This window comes from Klebsiella sp. WP4-W18-ESBL-05, from assembly GCF_014169075.1.
Lineage (GTDB): Bacteria > Pseudomonadota > Gammaproteobacteria > Enterobacterales > Enterobacteriaceae > Kluyvera > Kluyvera ascorbata_B.
Genome location: NZ_AP022057.1, coordinates 2,308,827 through 2,333,663, shown reverse-complemented (window position 1 = coordinate 2,333,663; position 24,837 = coordinate 2,308,827). Strand labels below are relative to the sequence as shown.

General features: G+C 56.3%; 24 protein-coding genes. 10 read left to right on the top strand and 14 right to left on the bottom strand.

Features of this window, described 5'->3' with window-relative positions:
- The first annotated feature begins 54 nt into the window (after positions 1-54).
- The 4 genes from H7R58_RS11135 (at position 55) to H7R58_RS11120 (ending at position 4,400) form a co-directional block, all read left to right on the top strand.
- Entirely contained in the window at positions 55-1,305 is a 1,251-nt protein-coding gene (locus H7R58_RS11135) for an MFS transporter (RefSeq protein WP_106929070.1), read from the top strand.
- 135 nt (positions 1,306-1,440) lie between these two features.
- Entirely contained in the window at positions 1,441-2,637 is a 1,197-nt protein-coding gene (locus H7R58_RS11130) for an MFS transporter (RefSeq protein WP_106929072.1), read from the top strand.
- A 170-nt stretch (positions 2,638-2,807) separates the two neighbouring features.
- Complete coding sequence (gene asr, locus H7R58_RS11125; RefSeq protein WP_106929073.1) at positions 2,808-3,233, top strand: acid resistance repetitive basic protein Asr; 426 nt, start codon at positions 2,808-2,810, stop codon at positions 3,231-3,233.
- A gap of 342 nt (positions 3,234-3,575) precedes the next feature.
- Positions 3,576-4,400 (top strand): trypsin-like serine peptidase, encoded by an 825-nt coding sequence (locus H7R58_RS11120; protein WP_182928949.1) that lies wholly within the window; start codon positions 3,576-3,578, stop codon positions 4,398-4,400.
- Here H7R58_RS11120 and H7R58_RS11115 read toward each other — a convergent pair.
- The 3 genes from H7R58_RS11115 to mdtJ form a co-directional block, all read right to left on the bottom strand.
- A complete protein-coding gene (locus H7R58_RS11115; RefSeq protein ID WP_182928950.1) occupies positions 4,397-6,562 on the bottom strand; it encodes a putative bifunctional diguanylate cyclase/phosphodiesterase in 2,166 nt (721 codons plus the stop codon). The genes H7R58_RS11120 and H7R58_RS11115 overlap by 4 nt on opposite strands.
- Positions 6,563-6,654: 92 nt before the next feature.
- Positions 6,655-6,984, bottom strand: coding sequence for a multidrug/spermidine efflux SMR transporter subunit MdtI (gene mdtI, locus H7R58_RS11110; RefSeq protein WP_106929077.1), 330 nt, complete (start codon positions 6,982-6,984; stop codon positions 6,655-6,657).
- Positions 6,977-7,345 (bottom strand): multidrug/spermidine efflux SMR transporter subunit MdtJ, encoded by a 369-nt coding sequence (mdtJ, locus tag H7R58_RS11105; RefSeq protein WP_106929079.1) that lies wholly within the window; start codon positions 7,343-7,345, stop codon positions 6,977-6,979. Before mdtJ ends, mdtI begins: the two co-directional genes overlap by 8 nt.
- 399 nt (positions 7,346-7,744) lie before the next feature.
- Here mdtJ and H7R58_RS11100 point away from each other — a divergent pair, with 399 nt between their 5' ends.
- Entirely contained in the window at positions 7,745-8,776 is a 1,032-nt protein-coding gene (locus H7R58_RS11100) for an AI-2E family transporter (RefSeq protein WP_182928951.1), read from the top strand.
- Positions 8,777-8,778: 2 nt separating this feature from the next.
- On the opposite strand, the gene H7R58_RS11095 is transcribed toward H7R58_RS11100, so the two are convergent.
- The 8 genes from H7R58_RS11095 to H7R58_RS11060 all read right to left on the bottom strand — a co-directional run bounded on the left by H7R58_RS11095 (position 8,779) and on the right by H7R58_RS11060 (position 16,569).
- Positions 8,779-8,952, bottom strand: coding sequence for a GhoT/OrtT family toxin (locus tag H7R58_RS11095; protein WP_106929082.1), 174 nt, complete (start codon positions 8,950-8,952; stop codon positions 8,779-8,781).
- A gap of 198 nt (positions 8,953-9,150) precedes the next feature.
- A complete protein-coding gene (locus H7R58_RS11090; protein ID WP_146145732.1) occupies positions 9,151-9,387 on the bottom strand; it encodes a hypothetical protein in 237 nt (78 codons plus the stop codon).
- Between the two features lie 111 nt (positions 9,388-9,498).
- Complete coding sequence (gene patD / locus H7R58_RS11085; protein ID WP_106929086.1) at positions 9,499-10,923, bottom strand: aminobutyraldehyde dehydrogenase; 1,425 nt, start codon at positions 10,921-10,923, stop codon at positions 9,499-9,501.
- A gap of 14 nt (positions 10,924-10,937) precedes the next feature.
- Positions 10,938-11,753, bottom strand: a complete 816-nt coding sequence (locus tag H7R58_RS11080) for an ABC transporter permease (protein WP_182928952.1) — start codon at positions 11,751-11,753, stop codon at positions 10,938-10,940.
- Positions 11,743-12,672 (bottom strand): ABC transporter permease, encoded by a 930-nt coding sequence (locus H7R58_RS11075; RefSeq protein ID WP_374956752.1) that lies wholly within the window; start codon positions 12,670-12,672, stop codon positions 11,743-11,745. Before H7R58_RS11075 ends, H7R58_RS11080 begins: the two co-directional genes overlap by 11 nt.
- A gap of 12 nt (positions 12,673-12,684) precedes the next feature.
- Positions 12,685-13,698: an ABC transporter ATP-binding protein gene (locus H7R58_RS11070; RefSeq protein WP_182928953.1), complete on the bottom strand. Its 1,014-nt coding sequence runs from the start codon at positions 13,696-13,698 to the stop codon at positions 12,685-12,687.
- Between the two features lie 17 nt (positions 13,699-13,715).
- Entirely contained in the window at positions 13,716-14,861 is a 1,146-nt protein-coding gene (ydcS, locus tag H7R58_RS11065; RefSeq protein ID WP_106929093.1) for a putative ABC transporter substrate-binding protein YdcS, read from the bottom strand.
- A 298-nt stretch (positions 14,862-15,159) separates the two neighbouring features.
- Positions 15,160-16,569: an aminotransferase-like domain-containing protein gene (locus H7R58_RS11060; protein WP_106929095.1), complete on the bottom strand. Its 1,410-nt coding sequence runs from the start codon at positions 16,567-16,569 to the stop codon at positions 15,160-15,162.
- Between the two features lie 232 nt (positions 16,570-16,801).
- Between H7R58_RS11060 and H7R58_RS11055 the strand changes: the two genes are divergently transcribed.
- From H7R58_RS11055 to H7R58_RS11040, 4 genes are all read left to right on the top strand, one after another.
- Positions 16,802-18,202: a cytochrome ubiquinol oxidase subunit I gene (locus H7R58_RS11055; RefSeq protein WP_182934727.1), complete on the top strand. Its 1,401-nt coding sequence runs from the start codon at positions 16,802-16,804 to the stop codon at positions 18,200-18,202.
- On the top strand, positions 18,199-19,209 hold the full coding sequence (gene cydB, locus H7R58_RS11050) for a cytochrome d ubiquinol oxidase subunit II (RefSeq protein ID WP_182934726.1): 1,011 nt from the start codon (positions 18,199-18,201) through the stop codon (positions 19,207-19,209). The genes H7R58_RS11055 and cydB overlap by 4 nt, the downstream gene beginning before the upstream one ends.
- Positions 19,209-19,334 (top strand): DUF2474 domain-containing protein, encoded by a 126-nt coding sequence (locus H7R58_RS11045; RefSeq protein ID WP_181358025.1) that lies wholly within the window; start codon positions 19,209-19,211, stop codon positions 19,332-19,334. The genes cydB and H7R58_RS11045 overlap by 1 nt, the downstream gene beginning before the upstream one ends.
- 125 nt (positions 19,335-19,459) lie before the next feature.
- A complete protein-coding gene (locus H7R58_RS11040) occupies positions 19,460-19,813 on the top strand; it encodes a hypothetical protein (protein ID WP_227673967.1) in 354 nt (117 codons plus the stop codon).
- A gap of 77 nt (positions 19,814-19,890) precedes the next feature.
- Here the strand turns inward: H7R58_RS11040 and H7R58_RS11035 are convergent, their stop codons facing one another.
- Positions 19,891-21,852, bottom strand: a complete 1,962-nt coding sequence (locus H7R58_RS11035; RefSeq protein ID WP_182928956.1) for a peptidase U32 family protein — start codon at positions 21,850-21,852, stop codon at positions 19,891-19,893.
- A gap of 198 nt (positions 21,853-22,050) precedes the next feature.
- Positions 22,051-22,626 (bottom strand): helix-turn-helix domain-containing protein, encoded by a 576-nt coding sequence (locus H7R58_RS11030; protein ID WP_106929105.1) that lies wholly within the window; start codon positions 22,624-22,626, stop codon positions 22,051-22,053.
- A 130-nt stretch (positions 22,627-22,756) separates the two neighbouring features.
- On the opposite strand from H7R58_RS11030, the gene H7R58_RS11025 reads away from it, so the two are divergent.
- Positions 22,757-23,923 (top strand): benzoate/H(+) symporter BenE family transporter, encoded by a 1,167-nt coding sequence (locus tag H7R58_RS11025; RefSeq protein WP_182928957.1) that lies wholly within the window; start codon positions 22,757-22,759, stop codon positions 23,921-23,923.
- On the opposite strand, the gene H7R58_RS11020 is transcribed toward H7R58_RS11025, so the two are convergent.
- The gene (locus H7R58_RS11020; protein ID WP_106929108.1) at positions 23,900-24,775 is read right to left on the bottom strand and encodes a helix-turn-helix domain-containing protein; all 876 of its coding nucleotides are present in this window, start codon (positions 24,773-24,775) and stop codon (positions 23,900-23,902) included. The genes H7R58_RS11025 and H7R58_RS11020 overlap by 24 nt on opposite strands.
- Positions 24,776-24,837 lie beyond the last annotated feature (62 nt).

Here is a 24,837-nt window from a genome sequence, read left to right as displayed (position 1 = left end):
TGATTATGTGACCTATGTCGCCATTACTCGTTGTTTTTAGCCAAGGATCTTCCCGTGAGCCGCACAACTACCGCAGACCATACGCCCGTTATTGATGTCCGCGATGCTAGCCCAACCTCCACCCATGTTTTTATCCGCCGCGGTACGCCGCCGTTTATCCGCGTCACGCTCGCCCTGTTTTCCGCGGGTCTTGCGACGTTCGCCCTGCTGTACTGCGTGCAGCCCATTCTGCCGGTGCTGTCGCATGAATTCGGCATCAGCCCCGCCGGAACCAGTATTTCACTCTCTATTTCAACGGCGATGCTGGCCGTTGGTCTGCTGTTTACCGGCCCGCTTTCCGATGCCATCGGGCGCAAGAAGGTCATGGTGACCGCCCTGCTGCTGGCCTCCTGCTGCTCGCTGCTGTCGACCGTCATGACCAGCTGGCACGGTATTCTGATCATGCGTGCGCTGATCGGCCTGTCGCTGAGCGGCGTGGCTGCCGTTGGCATGACCTACCTGAGCGAAGAGATCCACCCCAGCTTCGTGGCCTTTTCCATGGGGCTGTATATCAGCGGCAATTCCATTGGCGGGATGAGCGGCCGTCTGCTTACCGGCGTACTGACCGATTTCTTCGGCTGGCGCCTCGCGCTGGCGGTGATCAGCGCCTTTGCGCTGGCCGCCGCCATTATGTTCTGGCGTATTTTGCCGGAGTCACGCCACTTCCGCCCCAGCTCACTGAAGCCAAAGTCGCTGCTGATTAACCTTCACCTGCACTGGCGCGATCGCGGCTTACCGCTGCTGTTTGTCGAAGGGTTCCTGCTGATGGGGTCGTTTGTCACCCTGTTCAACTATATTGGCTACCGTCTGATGCTGTCGCCGTGGTCGCTGAATCAGGCGGTGGTAGGTCTGCTTTCCGTCGCCTATCTGACCGGCACCTGGAGCTCGCCGAAAGCCGGCGTCATGACCAGCCGCTACGGGCGTGGCCCGGTGATGATCTTCTTTACCGGCGTGATGCTGCTCGGCCTGCTGCTGACGCTGTTCTCGCCGCTGTGGGTGATTTTTCCGGGTATGCTGCTGTTCTCCGCAGGCTTTTTCGCCGCGCACTCTGTGGCCAGCAGTTGGATTGGCCCGCGCGCGCGCCGCGCCAGAGGCCAGGCCTCATCGCTGTATCTGTTCAGCTACTATCTGGGGTCCAGCATTGCCGGTACGCTAGGTGGTGTGTTCTGGCACCAATACGGTTGGAACGGCGTCGGTGCCTTCATCGCCATACTGCTGGTGGGTGCTCTGGCCATTGGCTACACCCTGCATAAACGCTTGCGTTGATCATAAGCGGCGGCGCACGCGTCGCCGCCCATTATTTTTAATGCTTATGTTATTGACATAAAATGCCTTGTTGTCTCGCCATACTAGATGGCACTTTCTATAATAAGCCCACCTTTGTCTTACCCGCTTCGTGTGATGACTACCTACGCTAACAATACCCAGCTCAATCTGCGCATTATCTCGATCGTTGTTTTTACCTGCATCTGCTACCTCTCCATTGGTCTGCCGCTGGCGGTGCTGCCTGGATTTATCCATTACCATCTTGGTTACAGCACGCTGGTCGCGGGTGCAGTGATTAGCCTGCAGTATATTTCCACGCTCGTTAGCCGCCCTCACGCCGGGCGTTACACCGATATCTGGGGGCCGAAAAAGGTCGTCAGCCTCGGGATCATCTGCTGTATGTTGAGTGGTCTGTTCACTCTGGCCGCCGCCGCCGCACACGGCAGCCCGCTTCTGGCGGTGACGATGCTGCTGGTTGGCCGCGTATTCCTTGGCGTCGGCGAAAGCTTTACCTCCACCGGGTCCACGCTTTGGGGCATAAAAACGGTCGGAGCCGTTCATACCTCGCGGGTTATTTCCTGGAACGGCGTCGCCACCTACGTTGCGATGGCCGCAGGCGCGCCGCTGGGCGTGATGCTGAATGACGCATTTGGTATCAGCGGATTTGCCGCGCTGATTGTGATTATCTCGGTCGTCGGTTTACTGTTTGCCCGCACCCGCGCCGACGTGAGCGTCAGCGCAGGCGTCAGAGCCCCCTTCCACGTCGTGGCACGTAAAATCTGGCCATACGGCCTGGGGCTTGGGCTGGGTACGGTGGGATTCGGGGTCATCGCGACGTTTATCACGCTCTACTTCACCGCCCACGGCTGGCAGGGTGCAGCATTCACGCTGTCATTATTCAGCGTCGGCTTTATCTGTATTCGTCTGGTACTCGGCAACACCATCATTCGCTTTGGCGGTATTCGCGTGTCGCTGGTCTGCTATCTGTTCGAATGCCTTGGGCTGCTGATTATCTGGTTTGCGCCGAATGCGTGGGTTGCCGGGTTCGGCGCTTTCCTGACGGGCTCCGGCTTCTCGCTGGTCTTCCCGGCCCTCGGCGTCGAGGCGGTCAGGCAGGTTGAAGAGCAAAACCAGGGCACCGCGCTGGGCACCTATTCTGCCTTCCTCGACCTGGCGCTGGGTATTACCGGGCCGGTCGCCGGATGGATCGCCGGCTATCACGGGCTGGACAGTATCTACCTGCTTGCCGCTATCGTGGTGGCAATGGCCTTTGTGCTTATTTTCCGCGTCTACCTGTCGCAGCGATCTGACCGGGCAACCTGCGCTGACTAACCTATTGAGGGCGATGAAAAATCGCCCTTGTACGTTTGTACAACAAGTCTTGTACATTCCGTTACACGCCGATACCAATCACTCACGGAAAGACTTATAGCCTGCGGGTATAGTTCTTTCAACGGCCCCGCAGTGGGGTTGAATGAAAAAACCAATTCGAGGGTATGAGAATGAAAAAAGTATTAGCTCTGGTTGTTGCCGCTGCTATGGGTCTGTCTTCTGCTGCTTTCGCTGCTGACGCGACTGCCACTCCGGCACCGGCTGCTGCTGCGACGGCGACTCACGCTGCTCCGGCAAAAGCGACTCACCATAAAAAACACCACAAAGCAGCTGCACCTGCACAGAAAGCTCAGGCTGCCAAAAAACACAAAAAAGCCGCTGCTAAACCAGCAGTAGAACAGAAAGCTCAGGCTGCTAAAAAACACAAAAAAGCAGCAACTAAACCGGCCGTAGAGCAAAAAGCTCAGGCTGCTAAAAAACACAAAAAAGCAGCAACCAAACCGGCTGTAGAGCAAAAAGCTCAGGCTGCTAAAAAACACAAAAAAGCAGTGAAACATCACGCCGCTGCTAAACCGGCTGCGCAGCCAGCTGCTTAATCATTATTGATAGACATCGGCGCGGTGAACGCGCCGGTTCAGACCGCCGCGTTATCCCGTCACGTCATTCTCTGGCGTCGGATTCGCCAACGGTCTGAACGATCAACTATTCGCATCGGCGCTATTACAGCGCCGATTTTTTCCCGGAGAGCCAATCATGTTGCGGCGCTATCGTTTCGAGCTCATCCTGGCATTACTGATCGTCTGCGCGCTTATTGCGACCCAGTTCTTCTTTTACTGAGTGTAGTTCGCTGATTTTGCTCCCACTTTTCATTGCTCCCGTCTATAGTAGTCTCACTGGGTTTCGTTTTTATAATCATAATTGCCCCATCAGAGAGTGATATGCGTACAGCCTTTGTGTGTTGTTTACTGGGATCGTTATCCGTTCTGCCCTTCATGACTCATGCTGATGACAGTGATAGCGGCATCAGCGCAAAAGATATTAAAACCCTGTTCTTTGGTCAGGACGATCGCACCCTGGTCAGTCATCCATCGCAAGAGCCGTGGGATGCCATCGGTCAACTGGAAACCGCCAGCGGCAACCTGTGTACCGCCACGCTCATTTCACCGCACCTGGCATTAACCGCCGGACACTGTCTGCTGGAGCCGCCTCGCGGCAAGCTGGATAAAGCCGTTGCGCTGCGCTTCGTATCGCAAAAAGGCAGCTGGCGCTATGAAATTCACGGTATTGAGGGGCGCGTCGATCCTTCGCTGGGTAAACGGCTGAAGGCCGACGGTGACGGCTGGATTGTGCCATCTTCCGCCGCACCGTGGGACTTTGGGCTGATTGTGCTGCGCTATCCCCCCTCCGGCATCACGCCGCTGCCGCTGTTTACCGGCAACAAAGCCGAGTTGACCGCCGCGCTGAAAGCCGCCGGGCGCAAAGTCACGCAGTCCGGTTACCCGGTCGATCATCTGGATTCACTCTATAGCCATGAAGACTGTACCGTCACCGGCTGGGCGCAGGACACCGTCCTTTCCCACCAATGCGATACGTTGCCTGGCGACAGCGGTTCTCCGCTGCTGCTGAAAACCGACGCCGGATGGCAGCTGATTGCCGTACAAAGTTCGGCACCGGCGGCGAAAGATCGCTGGCGCGCCGATAATCGGGCCATTTCTGTTACCGGTTTTCGCGATAAGCTGGAAGCGCTGGCCGCCGGTAACTAACTCTGCCGCTGCTGGCGACGCAAAGCCAGCAGCGACGATAACGGCATCGGTTCGCTAAAATAGAAACCCTGCAGCTGATCGCAACCCGCCAAGCGCAGTAGCTTCATCTGCTTCTCTGTCTCAACCCCTTCTGCAATCACCGTCATTCCCAGCGCACTGGCAATACGAATCGTACCACCGACCAGCGCCGCCGCCTGTTCATCATCGTCCACCAGTCCGGCCAGTGATTTATCAATTTTGATGGTGTCAAAATTAAACCGGCGAAGATAACCGATGCTCGAATAGCCGGTACCGAAATCATCCAGCGCAACGGCGGTACCCAGGGCCTTAAGGTTGGCAATCGCCGCGCGGGCGCGTTCAGGTTTCTCCAGCACGTAGGTTTCCGTCACCTCAAGCTGTAGACGTGAAGGCGGGAAACCGGACGACCTGAGTACGCTCGACACTTTATTTTCGAACTCAGGATCGCGGAACTGCGCGGGTGAAATGTTCACCGAGAGCTTTAGATCCGGATGCGCCAGCAGATCGCGGCAGGCCCGCGCCAGCACAAACTGCCCGAGAGAATAAATCAGACCGCTGGTTTCGGCGATGGCAATAAACGCTTCGGGCATCAGTTCACCCTTTGGCCGCCGGGGCCAACGCACCAGCGCTTCCACACCAATCATTACCTGAGTGCGCGCGCAGACAATCGGTTGATACCATACCTCGAACTCATCATGTTCCAGGCCGTGGCGGATATCGTTTTCAATAGAAAGCTGGTACTCGCGGGCGCCGTTCAGCTCGGCGTCATAATGGGTAATGCGCCCCTTTCCGGTGACTTTAGAGTGGTACATGGCGATGTCGGCCTGGCGAAACAGCTCGGAGCTTGAAATGGTTTGCAGGCGACCGCTGGCAATACCGATGCTGGCGCTGATGTGCAGCGTTCGTTCGCCGATACGTATCGGCGTGTTAAGATAATCCAGCACGCGACCCGCAAACGCCGAGGCGCGCGCTTCCGACTGTTCACCGCCAACGGTCATTGCAAATTCGTCGCCTCCCATTCGCGCCAGCATGCCCCCGGTTGGCAGCAACGTTTGCAGCATATCGGCAATGCGAATAATCAGAATATCACCGATATCGTGACCATAAATGTCGTTAACATCCTTAAAACCATCGAGATCGATAAATACCACCGTGGTGATATTGTCATCGCCGCGACGGCTAACGCGCTCAAGCTGCTCGATCAGCGCCCGCCGGTTTGGCAAATGGCTCAGCCAATCGGTCAGCGCGATTTCACGCGCCTGGCGTTCCCCGCGCGCCAGTTTCCAGAGCCCTAAGCTACTGAGCAATATAAAGAGCAAAATGAGCCCGGCGGCCAGCAGCGCAATGATACGGATCTGCGGCGATGCCGCGCTGGCCGCTTCAGCGCCCGGTTGACGAAGCTGCCAGTCTAGCCAGCCAACGACCTTATCGCCTGAGGTACGTAGCGGAATGTTGTACATATTCCTGGGCGCATCGACCAGGGTCAGGTTCTCAATCTGAAACGTATTACCAAGGTTTTTCAATAAAACAGGATTGATATGGCGGGTGATAACCAGATAGCGGCGCGTGGCGTCACGCACCTGTAAACGACCGACCATGGGGCGAATCAGGCCGACCCCCACAAAGGCAATCCCTTTACGGGTGCGGGTAATACCGGCGAAAATATTGCTACCGCGACGCAGCGCGTCTTCATTTTTGGCAATCAGCGCGGACAATCCTTCGCCAAAAAAATCGAGATTGGTTTCCGTAAACGGCGCGCTGCGAAACGATCCCCACAGTACTTTATCGTGTTCATCAAGCACGAACGTACCGTCATAGAGATTGTTAATTTTAAAGCCTGCGCCCCAGGTATTGTACAGCCAGGTCGTGTTCAGCTTCGGAGCATACACCTCGCGCACCGCGTCATCCCAGATGGCGTTATCGATAACCAGCGACAAAACGCGGTTAATGGAGGTCTGTATCGCGCCATCAACGGAGAGTGCCGAACGGCGAGCATCAATATCGTTTGTTTTGCTGCTTATCAGATTCTGTGAAAGGTACAGTAAAGCGATAATGGAAAAAATCAGGCCGATGCCTGCTAAAAAGATCATCACGAACAGCGTTTTGGCCGTGGCAATATTACGCCAGCGTGACGGATTGAACATGTATCACCCTCGCAGAAACAAAGCGAACCCTTTGTTACAAGCGTAATACAGACAGCGAATTTCGCTGCCCGATTTCTCAGGCAGCGATCACATCAGGCCAGTTTAATCATCACCATACCGACCAGCAGCAGGGCTAGCCCCATCCAACCCTTATGGTTCAGACGTTGGCCGAAAAGAATCCAGCCCGCCGCCAGCGTTGCCGCGACGCCAAAACCACCCCAAATGGCATAGGCAACCGACAGGTCAATCCCCTTTACCGCCTGAGACAGCGCGCTAAAAGCGGCTAACACCGCCGCCAGCGACAGGAAGCCGTAAAGCTTGTGACGGAAGCCGTCCGAAAACTTGAGGAAAATATTAGCGACTATCTCCAGTACAATGGAGCCCGCCAGCCACAAGCCGTGAATCAATTCAAACTTAGGCATGATTCACCTCTTTTTTCATCATAACGCTTTTCTTCGGCGCTTTTCGCGTACCCGATTTGATCAACACGATGCCGACAACCAGGGTCGCCAGGCCGGTTGCTTTCATCACCGTCAGGCTTTCGTCAAACAATAAAACGCTGAACAGGGTAATCAACAAAATGCCGACCCCTTCCCAGAGCGCGTAGGCGACACCGAGAGCTATTTTCTTAACTGCGAACGAAAGAAAAATATAAGACAGTGCGATCATAACAAGCATTAAAATAAAACCAGCGTTGCCATCACTGACGCTCGCCCATTTCATAGACAGCGTACCCGTAATTTCAGCAACGATAGCCAGGGCTAATAAAATCCAGTAAAACATGGTCCTTCTCCTGCATGAGAATATAATCTGCTACGGCTCGCGACGTGCGCAAACCGAAATAAAATGATTAGTATTTAGCTCAAACGAAGAGACGGACTATAGCGCGCTGCGCCAGTGATGCTCACCACAGAAGGCAGAAAAGGAAGGAAAAACAGAAGTTTTGGCAGAAACAAACGTCCTGAACATATTGTCCATAAAATTACAATCATCCGCGGTATTGCTTCTCATCGTTGCGGATTAAAATTGTCCTCAGTAGTTAAACACAGTTAATTTCTAACACAGCCAATGAAGTATTTCAAAATGTTTTCAAATCTTTACTAAGGTTGTTTGATGTAAATGCATTTATTATTAGATGATTCGCAATTATCATAATCAGCAGAATTTATAGCAGGAGCAACCATGGCCAGGCCGATCATCACGCTTAATGGATTAAAAATCGTCATCATGCTCGGCATGCTGGTTATCATTCTTACCGGTATTCGCTTTGCGGCGGAAATTATCGTGCCCTTCGTACTGGCGCTGTTTATCGCCGTGGTGCTTAACCCGGTGGTTCAACTGCTGGTGCGCTGCCGCGTCCCGCGCGTGCTCGGCATTTCGCTGCTCATCGCCGTGATTATCCTGGTTGCCGTGCTGCTGTTAGCATCGCTGGGCACCTCGCTTAACGAGCTGACGCGTACGCTACCGCAATATCGTTCGTCGTTGGCGGTACCGCTTTATAACCTTCAGCCATGGATGCAGCGCTTCGGCATTTCCGTCTCTCCCGATGAACTGATTAAGTATATCGATCCCAACGCCGCCATGACGCTGGTTTCACGTTTGTTAAGCCAGCTGTCAAACGCCATGTCGTCAATCTTCCTGCTGCTGCTCACGGTCGTGTTTATGCTGCTGGAGGTGCCGCAGCTCCCGGCAAAATTCCAGCAAATTATGTCGCGACCGGTGGAAGGGATGGCGGCCATTCAACGGGCGCTGGACAGCGTGTCGCACTATCTGGTGCTGAAAACCGCCATTAGCCTCGTTACCGGCCTGATTGTGTGGGGAATGCTGGAACTGCTGGGCGTGCGGTTTGCGTTTATCTGGGGTCTACTGGCATTCGCGCTCAACTATATCCCCAACATCGGGTCGGTGCTGGCGGCCATTCCCCCTATTCTGCAGGTGCTGGTGTTCAGCGGCTTTTACGACGCGCTTATCGTACTTGCGGGGTATCTGATTATAAATCTCGTTTTCGGCAATATTCTTGAGCCTCGCATCATGGGACGCGGCCTTGGGCTCTCCACGCTGGTGGTCTTTTTGTCGTTAATTTTCTGGGGCTGGCTGCTGGGCCCGGTCGGGATGCTGCTATCGGTACCGCTGACGATTATCGTCAAAATCGCACTCGAACAGACTGAAGGCGGTAAAAGCATCGCCATTCTGCTCAGCGATCTTAGCCAGTAACGTCAGAACAGCGACAGCAGTAGCGCAACGGGGAAGCTGAATGGCCACGTTGCGCCAATCAATACCGTCGCTATCAGACGAATAGAGGTACTTTCTTTAGTGAGAAACCAGGTGATAAAGGCACAGATCACGGCCATCACGGCGTAGAAAACAAGCATGTGTTGATACAGCGTCACCAATTTAGTCCTTACAATTGATCGTTAAAGCGGCGCAATATGCTACGTTTTTTGATGCACATCAAGTTTTTGCCGCTTTTCGCGTAGGGATCGCTAATCCACACACATTCATCTCCAGATGAATTCACTGCATGGATGAATTAAAACCAAAGCAACGGTACGCCTCTTTAGTTTTTAATTCCGTGATATGGGTTACGATTAGCGTTTTGGTTGGGAAGCGGTAAAAACCGTATCAGCGACCGGGTCGCTCACCGCATAATTGGGATTGAACTGCGCGATAGGGTTCACTTTCTCCGTATCCCAGGCCTGCGCCAGGCAGGCGGCATCAAGCCGATGTTCGCCGTGACAGGCGGCAATATGATTCGCGGAATAGATAATACCCACGCCGATTAAGGCCGCGATAACGGCAGCGCTACACACAATACTCTTTTTCATGATGCTGACTTTGCCCGGTTTTACAACGGCGCGCATCCTCGCACGTTGCTCCGGGCATGTCAAAAATGGCGCAGTGGGCGGCAGGTTTTTCGCCTACCGCGAAGGGGGTAATCAGTGCTTAATCATCACATGGCGCACGACGGTGTAGTCCTCCAGTCCGTACATCGACATATCCTTGCCGTACCCCGATAGCTTCTGCCCGCCGTGGGGCATTTCGCTGACCAGCATAAAGTGGGTGTTGATCCACGTACAACCGTACTGCAAACGCGCGCTCAAACGGTGCGCGCGCCCTACGTCGCGGGTCCATACCGACGAGGCCAGGCCATACTGTGAATCGTTGGCCCACGCCAGCACCTGCTCTTCACTGTCAAACACCGTCACGCTGACGACCGGGCCAAACACTTCACGCTGAACGATATCATCTTCCTGCAGCGCGCCCGCCAGCAGAGTCGGCTGGAAGTAATAACCGCTTCCCTCAGCCTTCTCACCGCCGGTCACCACCTTAATGTGCGGCAGCGCCCTGGCCCGCGCCACGGCATCGCTGACGCGCGTCAGATGTGCCAGTGAACTCAGCGGCCCCAGTTCGGTGCTCACATCCTCCGGGTCGCCGAATTTAAGGGTTGCCACCGCCGCGCCAAGGCGAGCCACCAGCCGGTCATAAACGCCCCGCTGCGCATAGATTCGACAGGCGGCGGTACAATCCTGTCCGGCGTTGTAAAAACCAAACGTCCGTACCCCCTCAACCACGGCATCGATATCCGCGTCGTCAAACACAATCACCGGCGCTTTCCCTCCTAGCTCCATGTGCGTGCGCTTAACGGAAGATGCCGTATGCGCCAGAATATGCTCGCCGGTGGCGATTGAGCCGGTCAGCGACACCATGCGTACCTTCGCGTGGCCGGTCAGCGGATCGCCAACGGTATGACCGCGACCAAACAGAACGTTCAGCACGCCGGCAGGGAAAATATCTTTCGCCAGCTCGGCCAGCGTGAGCGCCGTAAGCGGCGTAATTTCAGACGGTTTCAGTACCACACAGTTGCCCGCCGCCAGCGCCGGTGCCAGCTTCCACGCGGCCATCATCAACGGATAATTCCACGGTGCAATCGAGGCCACCACGCCAACCGGATCGCGGCGAATCATGGAAGTGTGGCCTTCAAGATATTCCCCGGCCGCCAGACCATTCAGGCAGCGCGCCGCGCCGGCAAAGAAGCGGAATACATCCACCACCGCCGGAATTTCATCACCGGCCACGCAGTGCAGCGGCTTGCCGCAGTTAAGGGATTCCAGCCGGGCGAACGTCTGAGCATGCGCTTCAATCACGTCGGCCAGTTTTAACAAACACTCTGCGCGGTGCTTTGGCGTGGTTTGTCCCCATTGTATGAATGCACGGTCGGCGGCATGCACCGCCGCATCTACCTGCGCGGCGCTGGCCTCCGCGATGTTCAGCAGGATCTCACCCGTAGCGGGGTTATAGACCGGCTGCGCTTCGCCTTCACCCGCGACCAGCTCACCGTTAATCAGTAACTTATGTTGCATAGCATGATCCTGTTTTATTTAAATGTCGTACCACCGCCGGTGGCCGCGTCGTCTTCGCGCGTCAGCCACCATGCCCCTAAAATCGGTATCATTGTCAGTATCATCACCAACAGCGCGACCACGTTGGTCACCGGCACATCGCGCGGGCGCCCAAGTTGGTTAAGCAGCCACAGCGGCAACGTGCGCTCATGGCCTGCCGTGAAGGTGGTGACGATAATTTCATCAAACGACAGCGCAAATGCCAGCATTCCCCCTGCCAGCAGCGCCGAGCCCAGATTTGGCAACACAACGTAACGGAAGGTTTGCCAGCCGTTAGCCCCTAAATCCATCGACGCTTCGACCAGGCTCCATGAGGTCCGCCGGAATCGGGCAATGACGTTGTTAAACACCACCACCACGCAGAACGTGGCGTGACCGATCACAATCGTGAACAGCCCCGGCTCCAGATTCACTACCTTAAACGCGGTCAGCAGCGCCAGTCCGGTAACAATGCCCGGCAGCGCAATCGGCAGCAGGAGCAGCAGCGATATCGCGCTTTTGCCAAAAAAATCCCGCCGCCACAGCGCTGCTGCAGCAAACGTGCCAAGTACCAGCGCAATGGCCGTCGACAGCGCGGCAATTTTCAGTGACAGTGTCACAGCCTCGTAGATATCACTGCGCCCAGCCGCCTCGCTAAACCAGCGCAGCGTCAGGCCTTGCGGCGGGAAACTGAAGGCGGCGTCTTCGGTGTTGAAGGCGTAAAGCGCGATAATCACCAGCGGGAAGTGCAGGAAAATAACGCCCCCCCAGGCGGCAATTTTGAGGAACAGCGGTGCGCGCTCAGAGTGCATCGAATGCTCCCAGGCGCTTCACAAACGCCAGATAGAGCGCAATCAGGACGATTGGCACAAGGGTAAACGCCGCCGCCATCGGCATATTGCCAATAGCCCCCTGCTGAGAATAAACCATATTGCCGATGAAGTAGCCCGGCGGCCCCACCAGCTGCGGGACGATAAAGTCCCCAAGAGTCAGCGAGAAGGTGAAGATAGACCCCGCCGCAATCCCCGGTATCGCCAGCGGCAGCACGACATGGCGGAAAGTCTGACGCGGCAATGCGCCGAGGTCAGCGGATGCCTGCAACAACGAGCCGGGGATCCGCTCCAGCGCAGCCTGTACCGGCAGGATCATAAACGGCAGCCAGATGTATACAAACACCAGAAAGCGCCCCAGACCGGAGGTCGACAGCGTATTTCCGCCAACGCCCGGCACGCTCAGTATCGCCGCCAGCAGCGGCTGTAGACCCAGGTGATTTAAAAACCACTGGGCTACACCGTCTTTGGCCAGCAGCAGCGTCCAGGCGTAGGCTTTGACAATATAACTGGCCCACATCGGCAGCATGACCGCCACGTAGAAGAAGGCCTTTTTCTTGCCGTGGGTATAGCGCGCCATATACCACGCCATCGGAAACGCCAGCAGCGCGCTGGCGACCGTCACTGCCAGCGCCATCACCAGCGTACGGACAATAATGTCGTAGTTAGCCGGGTTAAACAGGGCGTACAGGTTTGCCAGCGTCAGCGTCGGGGTAACCGACATGGTGAAATCATCAAAGGTGTAAAACCCCTGCCACAGCAGCGTCAGCAGCGAACCGAAATAGACAATGCCGAACCACATCAGCGGCCCGAGCAGCAGCAGAAAAAGCCCCAGCGTCGGCTTACGCCAGAACAGGCTGGCTATCTTTCCGCCGCCGCGGGAGGAAGGTACCGGCGTCATGCTCATCTCCATTTACCTCCCTCCATCCAGCGCGATCATGGCATCGCGCGGCCAGGAGGCCAGAACATCCCGGCCCACCGCAGGTCCTTCCGCATCCAGCCCGACGGCAAAGTTCGCCTGGCTCACCAGTAGCTTATCGCCGCTTTCAAGCAGCAGCTCATAGCGCGTCGCCGCGCCCTGATACTGCACCGCCTGTATCCGCCCTTTCACCTGCACTTCGCCACCTTCATTCAGGCGGATGTGTTCAGGTCGCAGCGCCCAGTTCCCCGTCATGCCGCATAGCGTCTCCGACATCGCCGGGTCGAACACGTTAGAGGTCCCGACAAAGCTGGCGACGAACGGCGTTCGCGGGCGCAGATAAAGCGCACGCGGCGAGTCCACCTGCTCAATGCGACCGTCGTTAAAGACCGCGACACGGTCCGACATCGATAGCGCCTCGCCCTGATCGTGGGTGACGAAAATAAAAGTGATCCCCAGCGACTGTTGCAGCTTTTTTAATTCGAACTGCATTTGTTCGCGCAACTTCAAATCCAGCGCACCTAGCGGTTCGTCGAGCAGCAGCACCCGGGGTTCATTAACCAGCGCGCGGGCAATCGCCACGCGCTGACGCTGGCCGCCGGAAAGCTGCGACGGCTTGCGCCCGCCGACGAAACCCAGCGCCACTTTCTCCAGCGCCTGCGCCGCCCTGGCCTGACGCTCTTTCTTGCCAACGCCCTTGACCATCAGCCCGTAGGCGACGTTATCAAGCACTGACATGTGCGGAAACAGCGCGTAATCCTGGAAGACGGTGTTAACGTCACGCTCCCACGGCGGCAGTTCGCTGGCGTGACGGCCAAAAATAGAGATAGCGCCGCCGCTCAGTTGTTCAAATCCGGCGATCAGCCGCAGACAGGTGGTTTTGCCGGAGCCAGACGGCCCCAGCATCGAAAAGAACTCGCCGTCATGGATGGCGATACTCACGCCATCCACCGCCCGAACGTCACCATAAAGTCGCGAGACGTCATGAAACTCTACTGCATACGTCATAATGGACTCCTGGGTAATCAACGGCCGCCCATAATGGCGATATAGTCCTGCGTCCAGCGGCTGTAAGGCACATACTTGCCGCCCTCGGCAATCGGCGTTTTCCAGAAGGCAATTTTGTCAAAGAAGCTGTAGCCGTTGGTTTCACAACCTTTGTCGCCCAACAGCGCGCTGGCTTTACACCCTTCAGCCACCACCGGCAGTGAGCCAAACCACGCCGCCACATCACCCTGCACCTTCGGCGTCAGCGACCAGTTCATCCACTTGTAGGCGCAAACCGGATGCTTCGCTTCGGCGTGCAGCATGGTGGTATCCGCCCAACCGGTAACGCCCTCTTTCGGGAAGACGGTCGCAATCGGCTGACCTTCACCTTTCAGGCCGTTGGCCTGGTATGGCCAGGCGCTGGACGCCACCACGCCTTCATTTTTGAAGTCGCTCATTTGTACGGTCGTGTCATGCCAGTAGCGATGAATCAGGCTATGCTGATCGCGCAAGACCTTCAGTACCGCCTGGTACTGTTCTTCGGTCAGCTGGTACGGGTCGCTAATGCCGAGCTGCGGCTGTGTCGCTTTCACAAACAGCGCCGCGTCCGCGATGTAGATTGGGCCATCGTAGGCCTGCACGCGGCCCTGATTGGTTTTGCCGTCCGGCAGATCCTGTTTCACAAAGACCACGTTCCAGGAATCCGGCGGCACAGGGAAGGTTTTAGTGTTGTACATCAGAAGGTTAGGTCCCCACTGATACGGGGTGCCATACACTTTGCCGTCGACGTTAAACCATGCACCTTTCTCAAGTCGCGGGTCGAGGGTTTTCCAGTTTTCGATAAGTGCGGTATTAATCGGCTGCACGCGCTTACCCATGATCAAACGCAGCGAGGCATCGCCGGAAGCCGTCACCAGATCGTAGCCGCCTTTCGCCATCAGGCTAACCATTTCGTCAGACGTCGCCGCCGTTTTGACGTTCACCTGGCAGCCGCTCTCTTTCTCAAACTGCGTGACCCAGTCGTACTGCTTGTCGGTCTGACCGCGTTCGATATAACCCGGCCAGGCAATAATATCCAGTCGTCCTTCGCCTTTTCCCAATGACGTTGGCGGCTCGGCGGCATTGGCGGTGGCAACCGTCATCACCAGCGCGCACAGGCTGCTGCGGGCAAATGTTTTGCTCATAAAGTTTTACTCCTGTCACAATGAATTTGAGCGGCAGCCGTGCCGTTAAAAATATCTCCCTGTTTAAAAATAGACGGCGCCATGACAACCACCGTTGCGGCAGATAAAAATTTGCACAGGTTGTGACAAAGTGCGCATTCCGCAAAAAAGCAATAATCAATGCAGATAATATGGATTATAGACAAGGAGTTACTGGCCGCAGGTGCTATGCGAATTTCCTATGACCAGCCAAAATGAAAAGCCCCCGAATAACCGGGGGGAATAATTAAATACAGAAGCTGAAAATAAGCGTTGGTGATTAACTCAGCATTTGTCGAATAAGTTGCCCCAGGGTTTCGACCGCTTTATCTTCTCTTTCCCCCCAGCCCCACGCGGTATTAAAGCGGAAAAATGACGACCAGCTGTCGGTCGTCGAAAACATTTTGCCTGGAGCAATACTAATGTGGTGTTCCAGCGCTTTCGCACTCAACGTGCCCGCATCCATCCCGGCCGGCAGCTCCAGCCAGAGAAAATAGCCGCTATCGTTATGGTGTATGCGCACCTCAGGCGGCAGCGAACGCAGCAGCGACTGCCACGCCAATTGCTTACGTTCGGCCAGCTGGCGGCGCAAGCGGCGCAGGTGAGCGTCGTAGCGCTTCGTTGCCAGATAGTCGACCAAAGCGAGCTGCATCGGCGAACTGGTCGACAGCGTGCTCATCAGCTGCAAATGCTGAATGCGACGCGCATGTTTACCGGCCGCCACCCAGCCAATACGGAACCCAGGAACCAGGCATTTGGAAAACGAACTGCAGTGCAGCGTCATATCCTGCTTATCCCACGCCTTCGCGGGCAGCGGCTTCTCTCGGCCAAAATAGAGCTCGCTGTAAACATCGTCTTCAATCAGGGTCACATTGTGGGCGGTAAGGATCTGAATAAGCTTCGCTTTCTTTTCCGGCGTCAGCGTAAAACCCAGCGGGTTCTGGCTGTTAGTCATCAGCCAGCAGGCTTTCACCGGATAGTTCTGTAGCGCCTGCACCAATGCGTCGAGATCAATCCCATCCTTCACGTCGGTGGCAACCGATAGCGCTCTCAGCTTCAGGCGTTCCAGCGCCTGAAGCGCCCCGTAAAAACAGGGGTTCTCCACGATCACCCAATCGCCCGGCTCCGTTACCGCCTGAAGGCTCAGGTTCAGCGCTTCCAGCGCACCGGCGGTAATCACAATCTCATCAGGGGATATCGTCATACCCTGTAACGCATAGCGGCGGGCAATAGCATGACGCAGCTCATCGTTACCCGGCGGCAGGTTTTCAATCACGCTCATGGCCGTGGCGGTTTTACTCACCTGTGCCAGCGAACGGTTCAGCTGCGGCAGCGGGAACAGTTTAGGGTCGGGAAACGCCGAGGCAAACGGCAGCACCGCCGCGTTGCGGCTGGCCTGCAGTACCTCAAAGATGTAGGTATTGATATCGACGGCGTTATCCGGCATTACCTGTGCGGGGGCCGCCGCGCGCGGTGCTACCGGATGCGGCGCCACGTAATAACCGGACTGCGGGCGTGCAACAATCCGCCCCTGGCTTTCCAGCAGCTGATACGCATGGCTGACGGTCATAAAGCTCATACCGCTATTGGCCACCTGCTCGCGCAGCGACGGCAGCTTATCACCCGGCTGCCACACCCCGTGGGCGATCTGTTCCGTCATCTGCTCGGCAAGCCGCTGGTACTTTTTCATGGTCGATCCCAATCGCGCAAACTGTGCGAATATATTATATCAGCGTTACAATTTTTGCATTTTTATGTAACTGATATATTCACTCTATCGCCATGATTGAATTAGCTTTGTCGGAAAAACGGGCAAATAAAAAAGCAAAACTGTTATCATTTAAAAGGCGGCGACTGTTTCTGCAACCCATTCACGCCGCTGCGTAAAATCACCGGGAGTTATTCTATTTTCCGGAGTCTGCATGTTCGGTCTTGATGCGTTTCACCTCGCACGAATTCAGTTTGCCTTTACCGTGTCGTTTCACATTATCTTCCCTGCTATCACTATTGGGCTGGCAAGTTACCTGGCGGTGCTGGAAGGTCTATGGCTAAAAACCCATAACCCGCTCTGGCGTTCGCTGTATCAGTTCTGGTCGAAGATTTTCGCCGCCAATTTTGGCATGGGCGTCGTCTCCGGCCTGGTGATGGCCTACCAGTTTGGCACCAACTGGAGCGGTTTCTCGCAGTTTGCCGGCAGCATTACCGGCCCGCTGCTGACCTACGAAGTGCTGACCGCCTTCTTCCTCGAAGCCGGTTTTCTCGGGGTGATGCTGTTTGGCTGGAACCGCGTTGGGCCAGGGTTGCACTTTTTCGCCACCTGCATGGTGGCCCTCGGCACGCTGATCTCAACGTTCTGGATCCTCGCTTCCAACAGCTGGATGCAAACGCCGCAGGGCTACGAAATCGTCAATGGTCAAGTGGTGCCGGTAGACTGGTTTGCGGTGGTATTTAACCCATCATTCCCTTACCGCCTGCTGCATATGTGCATCGCTGCGTTTCTGAGCAGCGCGCTGTTTGTCGGCGCTTCGGCAGCCTGGCATTTACTGCGTGGCAACCCCTCACCGGCAGTACGCGTGATGTTCTCCATGTCGCTGTGGATGACCCTGATTGTCGCCCCTATTCAGGCGATGGTAGGCGATATGCACGGGCTGAATACGCTGAAGCATCAGCCTGCAAAGATTGCAGCGATTGAAGGCCACTGGGAAAATCCGCCGGGAGAACCGACGCCGCTGCTGCTGTTTGGCTGGCCGGACATGAACCAGGAGCGTACCCGCTACGGGTTGGAAATCCCGGCGCTGGGCAGCCTGATCCTCACCCACAGTCTGGATAAACAGGTGCCTGCACTCAAAGACTTTGCCAAAGAAGACCGGCCAAACTCGACGATCGTTTTCTGGTCGTTCCGCATTATGGCCGGATTAGGCATGCTGATGCTGTTGCTAGGCGTCGTCGCGCTGTGGCTACGCAAAAAACAGACGCTTTATACTTCACGCCCGTTCCTGTGGTTCGCGCTGCTGATGGGGCCATCGGGGCTCATCGCCATTCTCGCGGGATGGGTGACCACCGAAGTCGGTCGTCAGCCGTGGGTGGTCTACGGCTTGCAGCGTACGGCGGAAGCCGTCTCGGCCCACGGCGATCTGCATATGAGCATCAGCCTGCTGGCCTTCTTTGTGGTGTACAGCGCGGTCTTCGGCGTCGGCTACAGCTACATGGTACGACTGATTCGCAAAGGGCCTCAGCCGTTTAATCCACCGCCGCACGGTACGCCGTCGCGTCCACTTTCCGCCGCGATCACCGCACAGTCGTCCCAGGAGAAGCGAGCATGAATGTCGATCTGTCTATTGTCTGGTTTGTGATTATTGTCTTTGCCACCCTGATGTATATCGTCATGGACGGCTTTGATTTAGGTATTGGCATCCTGTTTCCCTTTACCCGCAGCGCACAGGAGCGTGACGTAATGGTCAACAGCGTCGCTCCGGTATGGGACGGCAATGAAACCTGGCTGGTACTCGGCGGTGCAGCACTCTTTGGCGCGTTCCCGCTGGCCTACGCGGTCATTATTGATGCGTTGACGATTCCGCTTTCGCTGATGCTTATCGGGCTGATTTTCCGCGGCGTCGCCTTCGAGTTTCGCTTCAATGCCACGCCTTCACATCGCCCGTTCTGGGATAACGCCTTTATGGGCGGCTCGATGCTGGCCACCTTCTGCCAGGGCGTAGTTGTCGGAGCCGTCATTAACGGTTTTCCCGTCAGCCAGCGCGCCTTCAGTGGTGGCCCATTCGACTGGCTGACGCCATTCTCGCTCTTCTGCGGCGTAGGGCTGGTCATCGCCTATGCGCTGCTGGGCGCAACCTGGCTGGTCATGAAAAGCGAAGCCGCTCTGCAAAGCCGTATGCGCCGCGCTGCGCGTGGACTGCTGCTCGCGCTGCTGGCGGTGATGGCGATTATCAGCGCGTGGACGCCGCTTCAGCATGCCGCAATCGCAGCGCGCTGGTTTAGCCTGCCCAATCTCTACTCTCTGCTGCCGGTCCCGCTGCTGGTGCTGGCCGCAAGCGGCGCGCTATGGCATCAACTGGCGCTGCATGAAAGCCATGTGCCGCCGTTTATTCTGACGCTCGCGCTGGTATTCCTGGGCTTTAGCGGGTTGGGTATCAGCATCTGGCCCGCGATTATTCCACCGTCTATCACGCTGTGGCAGGCCGCCGCGCCGCAACAAAGCCAGGAGTTTATGCTGATTGGCGCCATCTTTATTATTCCCGTCATTCTGGCGTACACCTTCTGGAGCTATTACGTGTTTCGCGGCAAAGTGCCGCAAAATGAGGGATATCACTGATGAAAAGCCGCTGGATATCACGCCTGTTCTGGTTAATTGCGCTGTGGGGCGGCAGCGTGCTGGCGCTGGCAACGGTGGGCGGCTTATTTCGCATGCTGATGACCGCTGCCGGTTTTAAAGCCTGAAAGAACAGCTGCCTGGGTATTGAATCGTACTGGCCAAGAGAAATCCTAATTGCTCTGGCCTTCACATTTCCTCCACGTTTTGTTGGTCAACTAACGCCATTGCACCAAAGCAATGTCTGGAGTACATGATGAAAAAACGTATTGCACTGTCTGCGATTCTGGCGCTGGGCCTGTGTTCAACCGCCTTTGCCGCCGATCGTCAGGATCCGCCGAAAAAGCCGCCTGTAGAACAACAGCATCAGGGTCAGCACGATAACAAAGGCCCGCAGCACGATGGCAAAGGCCAGCCGCCGCGTGATGAAAAAGGTCAGCAACACGATGGCAAAGGCCAACCGCCGCGCGACAACAAAGGTCAGCAGCATGATGGCAAAGGCCAACCGCCGCGCGATAACAAGGGTCAGCAGCACGATGGTAAAGGTCAGCCGCCAAAACATGACGGCGACAACAAACTGCCACCGCCGAACGACCAGCGTAATTAATTAAAAAAGGCCGGAGAGCACACTCGCTTTCCGGCCTTTTACTTTATATGCCCCCGCGCTGGCGAGTGGCATTAGCGTCAAGCTTTCCGCTTAGGCAGCGTTTTCAGCAATTCGTCCGGGCTTACCGAGGCCACCACGCTCCCCGGTAGCGGCATCTTCAGTATGTGATTTTTAATCTTGCCAATCACGTGCATTTCGCACGGACGACAGTCAAACTTCAGCGTCAGGACTTCATCACCGTTGATGAGCTGCATCGGCGTCGCTTTCCAGCTTTTAATCGACCCTTTCGCCTGCTTCGGGCACAGATTGAAGGCAAAGCGCAGGCAGTGCTTGGTGATCATCACCGGCACGTCGCCCTTCTCTTCGTGCGCTTCATAGGCTGCATCAATCAGCTGAACGCCATAACGGTGGTAAAATTCACGCGCTTTATGGTTATAAACGTTAGCCAGGAAACTCAGATGGCTTTCGGGGTACACCGGCGCCGGTTCGGCAACCGCTTTACGACTGCCGCGAACATAGGCATCCAGCCGCGCCTGGTCGAGCAACGCCACGGTTTCACGACGCAGCTGGTTAAGCAGACTGTTCGGAACAAACAGCGCTTCCGGCAGCAGCACTTCAACGTTGCGTGCGTAGTACAGCGTTTGCCCCAGTTTAGCGATCCCGTCTTGCAGCTGGCTCAGCGCTTTCTGTGCGTTATTCGCCGCTGCAAATTCCCCGTCTAAAGTGTGGGTCACCGCCACGCCGTCTTCGCTGGTTAGCGTCAGCACCAGCTGTTCCTGCCAGCCAGACAGCTCGATATCCACGGCGATGCGGCGCTCGCTGGAGGTTTTCAACAGCGCCTGCTGCCAGTTGTGATCGAGGTTCCGGTTGAGCACCTGATGCGGACGCACCTTATGCAGGTCAGCCGGCATCTCGTTTGGCCAAACGCGGTAGCGATTTTCAGCAATCTTCTCCACCGTATTGGCACGAAAACCGACAACTTCGCGTTTGATGAGCACGTTGAGACCGTCGCCGTTGGCCAGCGGTTCGCTCACTTCAACATCCAGCGTCTCTTTGTTAACCTTCAGCACTTCCCCTACCGGCAGACCGACGAACTTCGGCGAGTCAAACGCACCAATGTTCATCTGACGCTGATTGACGAAATAATCCGTGCTGCCGCGATGGAAGGTTTTATCGGTCGACGGCACAAAGAAATGCTCAGTACGGCCAGCGGAAGCCCGGGCCAAATCGCCGCGTTCTTCAATAATGGCGTCCAGCATCTGGCGATAGTGTGCAGTGATATTTTTCACATAGCTCATATCTTTATAGCGCCCCTCAATTTTGAAGGAGCGCACGCCTGCATCAATCAACGCGCCAAGGTTGGCGGTTTGATCGTTGTCTTTCATCGACAGCAGGTGCTTTTCAAACGCGACCACGCGTCCCCGATCGTCTTTCAGCGTATACGGCAGGCGACAGGCCTGGGAGCAGTCACCGCGGTTGGCGCTGCGCCCGGTTTGCGCATGAGAGATATTACACTGGCCGGAATAGGCCACGCACAGCGCACCGTGAATAAAGAATTCAATGGTGGCGTCGGCAGCATCGTGAATCGCTTTGATCTGCTGCAAATTCAGCTCACGCGCCAGAACGATCTGGCTAAAACCAACGTCAGAGAGGAATTTAGCTTTCTCCACGCTGCGAATATCGCATTGGGTGCTGGCATGCAGCTCTATCGGTGGGATATCAAGCTGCAGGATGCCCATATCCTGCACGATCAGCGCATCCACGCCGGCATCATACAGTTGGGTGATCAGCTTCTGCGCCGGCGCCAGCTCATCGTCATGCAGGATGGTATTGAGCGTGATAAAAATCTTCGCGCCGTAGCGGTGAGCAAACGGCACCAGCGCGGCAATGTCCTGAAGACTGTTGCTGGCGTTATGGCGTGCGCCAAAACCCGGGCCGCCGATATAAACGGCATCGGCACCGTGAAGTATCGCTTCCCGGGCTATCGCCGTGTCGCGGGCCGGGCTGAGGAGTTCGAGAAGAGCGTTCTGCTGGCGCATACGGTCTGAGTTATCCAGTAGAGTCACAAAATGGCGGCTATTGTAGCCAGAAGCGGCGAGAGACGAAAACAGTTTCCACCGCTTCTGCGCCACCGTTAGCTTAATTTCGAAAACCGATTGCCAGAATTCTCAGTTCCGAAGCCGGGAGCAACGCGTTACAGTCGCTAGCGTGTTCGGGATTTCCTCGTAACGGCCACATCAGGATTGATTGTCGCGATTTGCCGCAGGGTTTCCTGCGGCTTTTTCTTTGGGATAGTGAATCAGCGAGTGAAAATGCACGGTCTGCTCTGCGCTGTTGCGATATGCATGCGCAAGATCGCCAGCGAACCGTAGCCCTTCCCCTGCCGACAGCGTGCGCCATTCGTCCATCACGTGCATATCCAAACGCCCTTCAATCACCACCACATGTTCAATCACCCCTTTTTCGTGCGGAGTCGATTCGCTCAGCGCGCCGGGTGCCAGCGTAATGGAAAAATGGTCAAAACACAGTTCCGGATCCCACGGAAACACCGGCGTGACCACCATCGCCTGCTGCTGAGGATCGAACGCCTGTTCAAGACCGGGCGACGGCGGCGTGATAAACACCGAGAACGGCACGTTCAGGCCCGTGGCAATTTTCCACAGCGTTGCCACCGTCGGGCTGGACTCATTACGTTCAATCTGCCCGAGCATAGCCTTGGAAACGCCCGTCTCTTCGGCGAGCTTAGACAGGCTCCATGCCCGCTGCTGACGCAGGTGTTTTAGCGTTGTCGCCAGGTGTTGCGCAATATTCATTCAGCCTCCATGTCGTTGCCTTTACGCAGTATACCCCAGCCAGCGCGTGTTTTCGCCCGTCGCACGCCACTTGTGCGCTATAGCGCACAATGATACATTCAATGTACGTTATAACGCACAAAGGTCTACAATGCGATCCTATCTTATTCCTTTCCCCTCGCTGCTGGCGGGGTTTGTAGCCGTTCTGGTCGGCTATGCCAGCTCGGCGGCAATTATCTGGCAGGCCGCCGCTGCTGCGGGTGCAAGCCCGCTGCAAATCTCCGGCTGGATGACGGCGTTAGGGTTGGCCATGGGCCTCAGCACGCTGGTTCTGACGCTGTGGCGTAAAGTCCCTATTCTGACCGCGTGGTCAACGCCCGGCGCGGCGCTGCTGGTTGGTGGCCTGCAGGGCGCGACGCTCAACGAAGCCGTAGGCATTTTTATTTTCGCTAACGCGCTGATTGTCATCTGCGGCCTGACCGGCTGGTTCGCCCGTCTGATGAGGCTGATCCCGCATTCACTGGCCGCGGCGATGCTGGCGGGGATTTTATTGCGTTTCGGCCTTCAGGCGTTTGCCACCCTACAGGGGCAACTGCTGCTATGCGGCAGTATGCTGATGGGCTGGCTGCTGTGTAAAGCGCTGGCGCCACGCTATGCGGTGGTGGCCGCCATGGCCGTGGGGATCGCGGTGGCATGGCTTAAAGGTGACGTTGTCACGAAATCACTTAACCTGGCTTTCGTTGTACCTCAGTTTGTCACGCCTCATTTTTCACTCACCGCGTTACTGAGCGTAGGCATTCCCTTTTTCCTCGTCACGATGGCCTCGCAAAATGCGCCCGGCCTTGCCACGCTACAGGCGTCGGGCTATCGGGTGCCGGTCTCGCCGCTGATGGTGATCAGCGGCGCCTTTGGCCTGCTGCTGGCGCCGTTTGGCGTTTATTCGGTGTGCATTGCCGCCATTACCGCCGCCATTTGCCAAAGCCCGGATGCCCACCCCGATCCGCAAAAACGCTGGTTGGCCGCAGCGGCGGCAGGCGTGTTTTATCTTCTGGCAGGCATCTTCGGTGGTTCGATCACCGCGCTGATGGCAGCGCTTCCCGTCGCGTGGATTCAAATGCTGGCGGGGCTGGCGCTGCTCGGTACGTTGGGCGGAAGTCTGTTTCAGGCTCTGAATGCGGAACGTGAACGCGACGCCGCGCTGGTCACTTTCCTGGTGACCGCCAGCGGCATAACCCTCGCGGGTATCGGCTCCGCATTCTGGGGCTTAGTGCTGGGTGGGGTGAGCTTCGCGCTGTTAGCCAGCAAGGCTCGCGCGTAGCTGCGATGGCGTCACGCCGATTGCCGTTTTGAAACGGTTGCTGAAGTGGCTCGCGGAGCTAAAACCGCAGCGTAGCGCAATGTCGGTTAATGGCAATGCGCTATAGCGCACCATCTGCTGAGCCGTATCCATCCGCCGCTGCATCACGTACTGATGCGGCGCCAGGCCCACGGACTGACGGAACATGCGCGCAAAGTGATACTCGCTCAACGATGCCTGCGCGGCGAGGTCGGCCAGCGTTAACGGCTCGCTGAGATGCGCGTCAATATAATCCAGCGTATTTCGTAACACCCCCGGTGCCAGCCCACCGGTGACCGTCGGCAGACGCCACTGGACGTTGGCATAATTTTGTAGCAAATGGGTCAGCAGCAGCGTGCTGGCGCTGCTTAACGTCAGCTGATTCGCCGGCTGCTGCCAGTCACAGCCGAGCAAAAACTGGCGGTAGAGCAGCGTAATTTTCGGGTCATCGCCAAAGATTTGTTCATCCAGCGTCACGCTAGCCGGACTACGATCCCACACCTGCTCCCCAACGTGGCGCAGGTGTTCATCGGTGCAGTAAAGATGCACGAACGACAGATCGCCACGAATATCCCACGTCGATTCACTGTCCTCCGGCATCAGGCAAAAACGGTTAGGCCCGCCGCCGTTTTTCCAGCCGTGTGGCGTTTTCTGGTAGCTTTCATAGCCGTCGGCGACGTACAGGCTTAGGGTATGATGATCGCTTTGCACCGTCAGCGTATCGAGTTTGTTGTACCACGCGGCAAGCTGAATGCCGGAATTGAGCGCGACGGTTTCCCGCAGAATAGCTTTCTGACTCCGTAGTCTTTCAAACGTCGCGTAGGTGTGGGTCATTACGATTTCTGTCACGATTAACGATAGCCCTAAATAGCTGCGCGGAATAGTAGATCACTGAA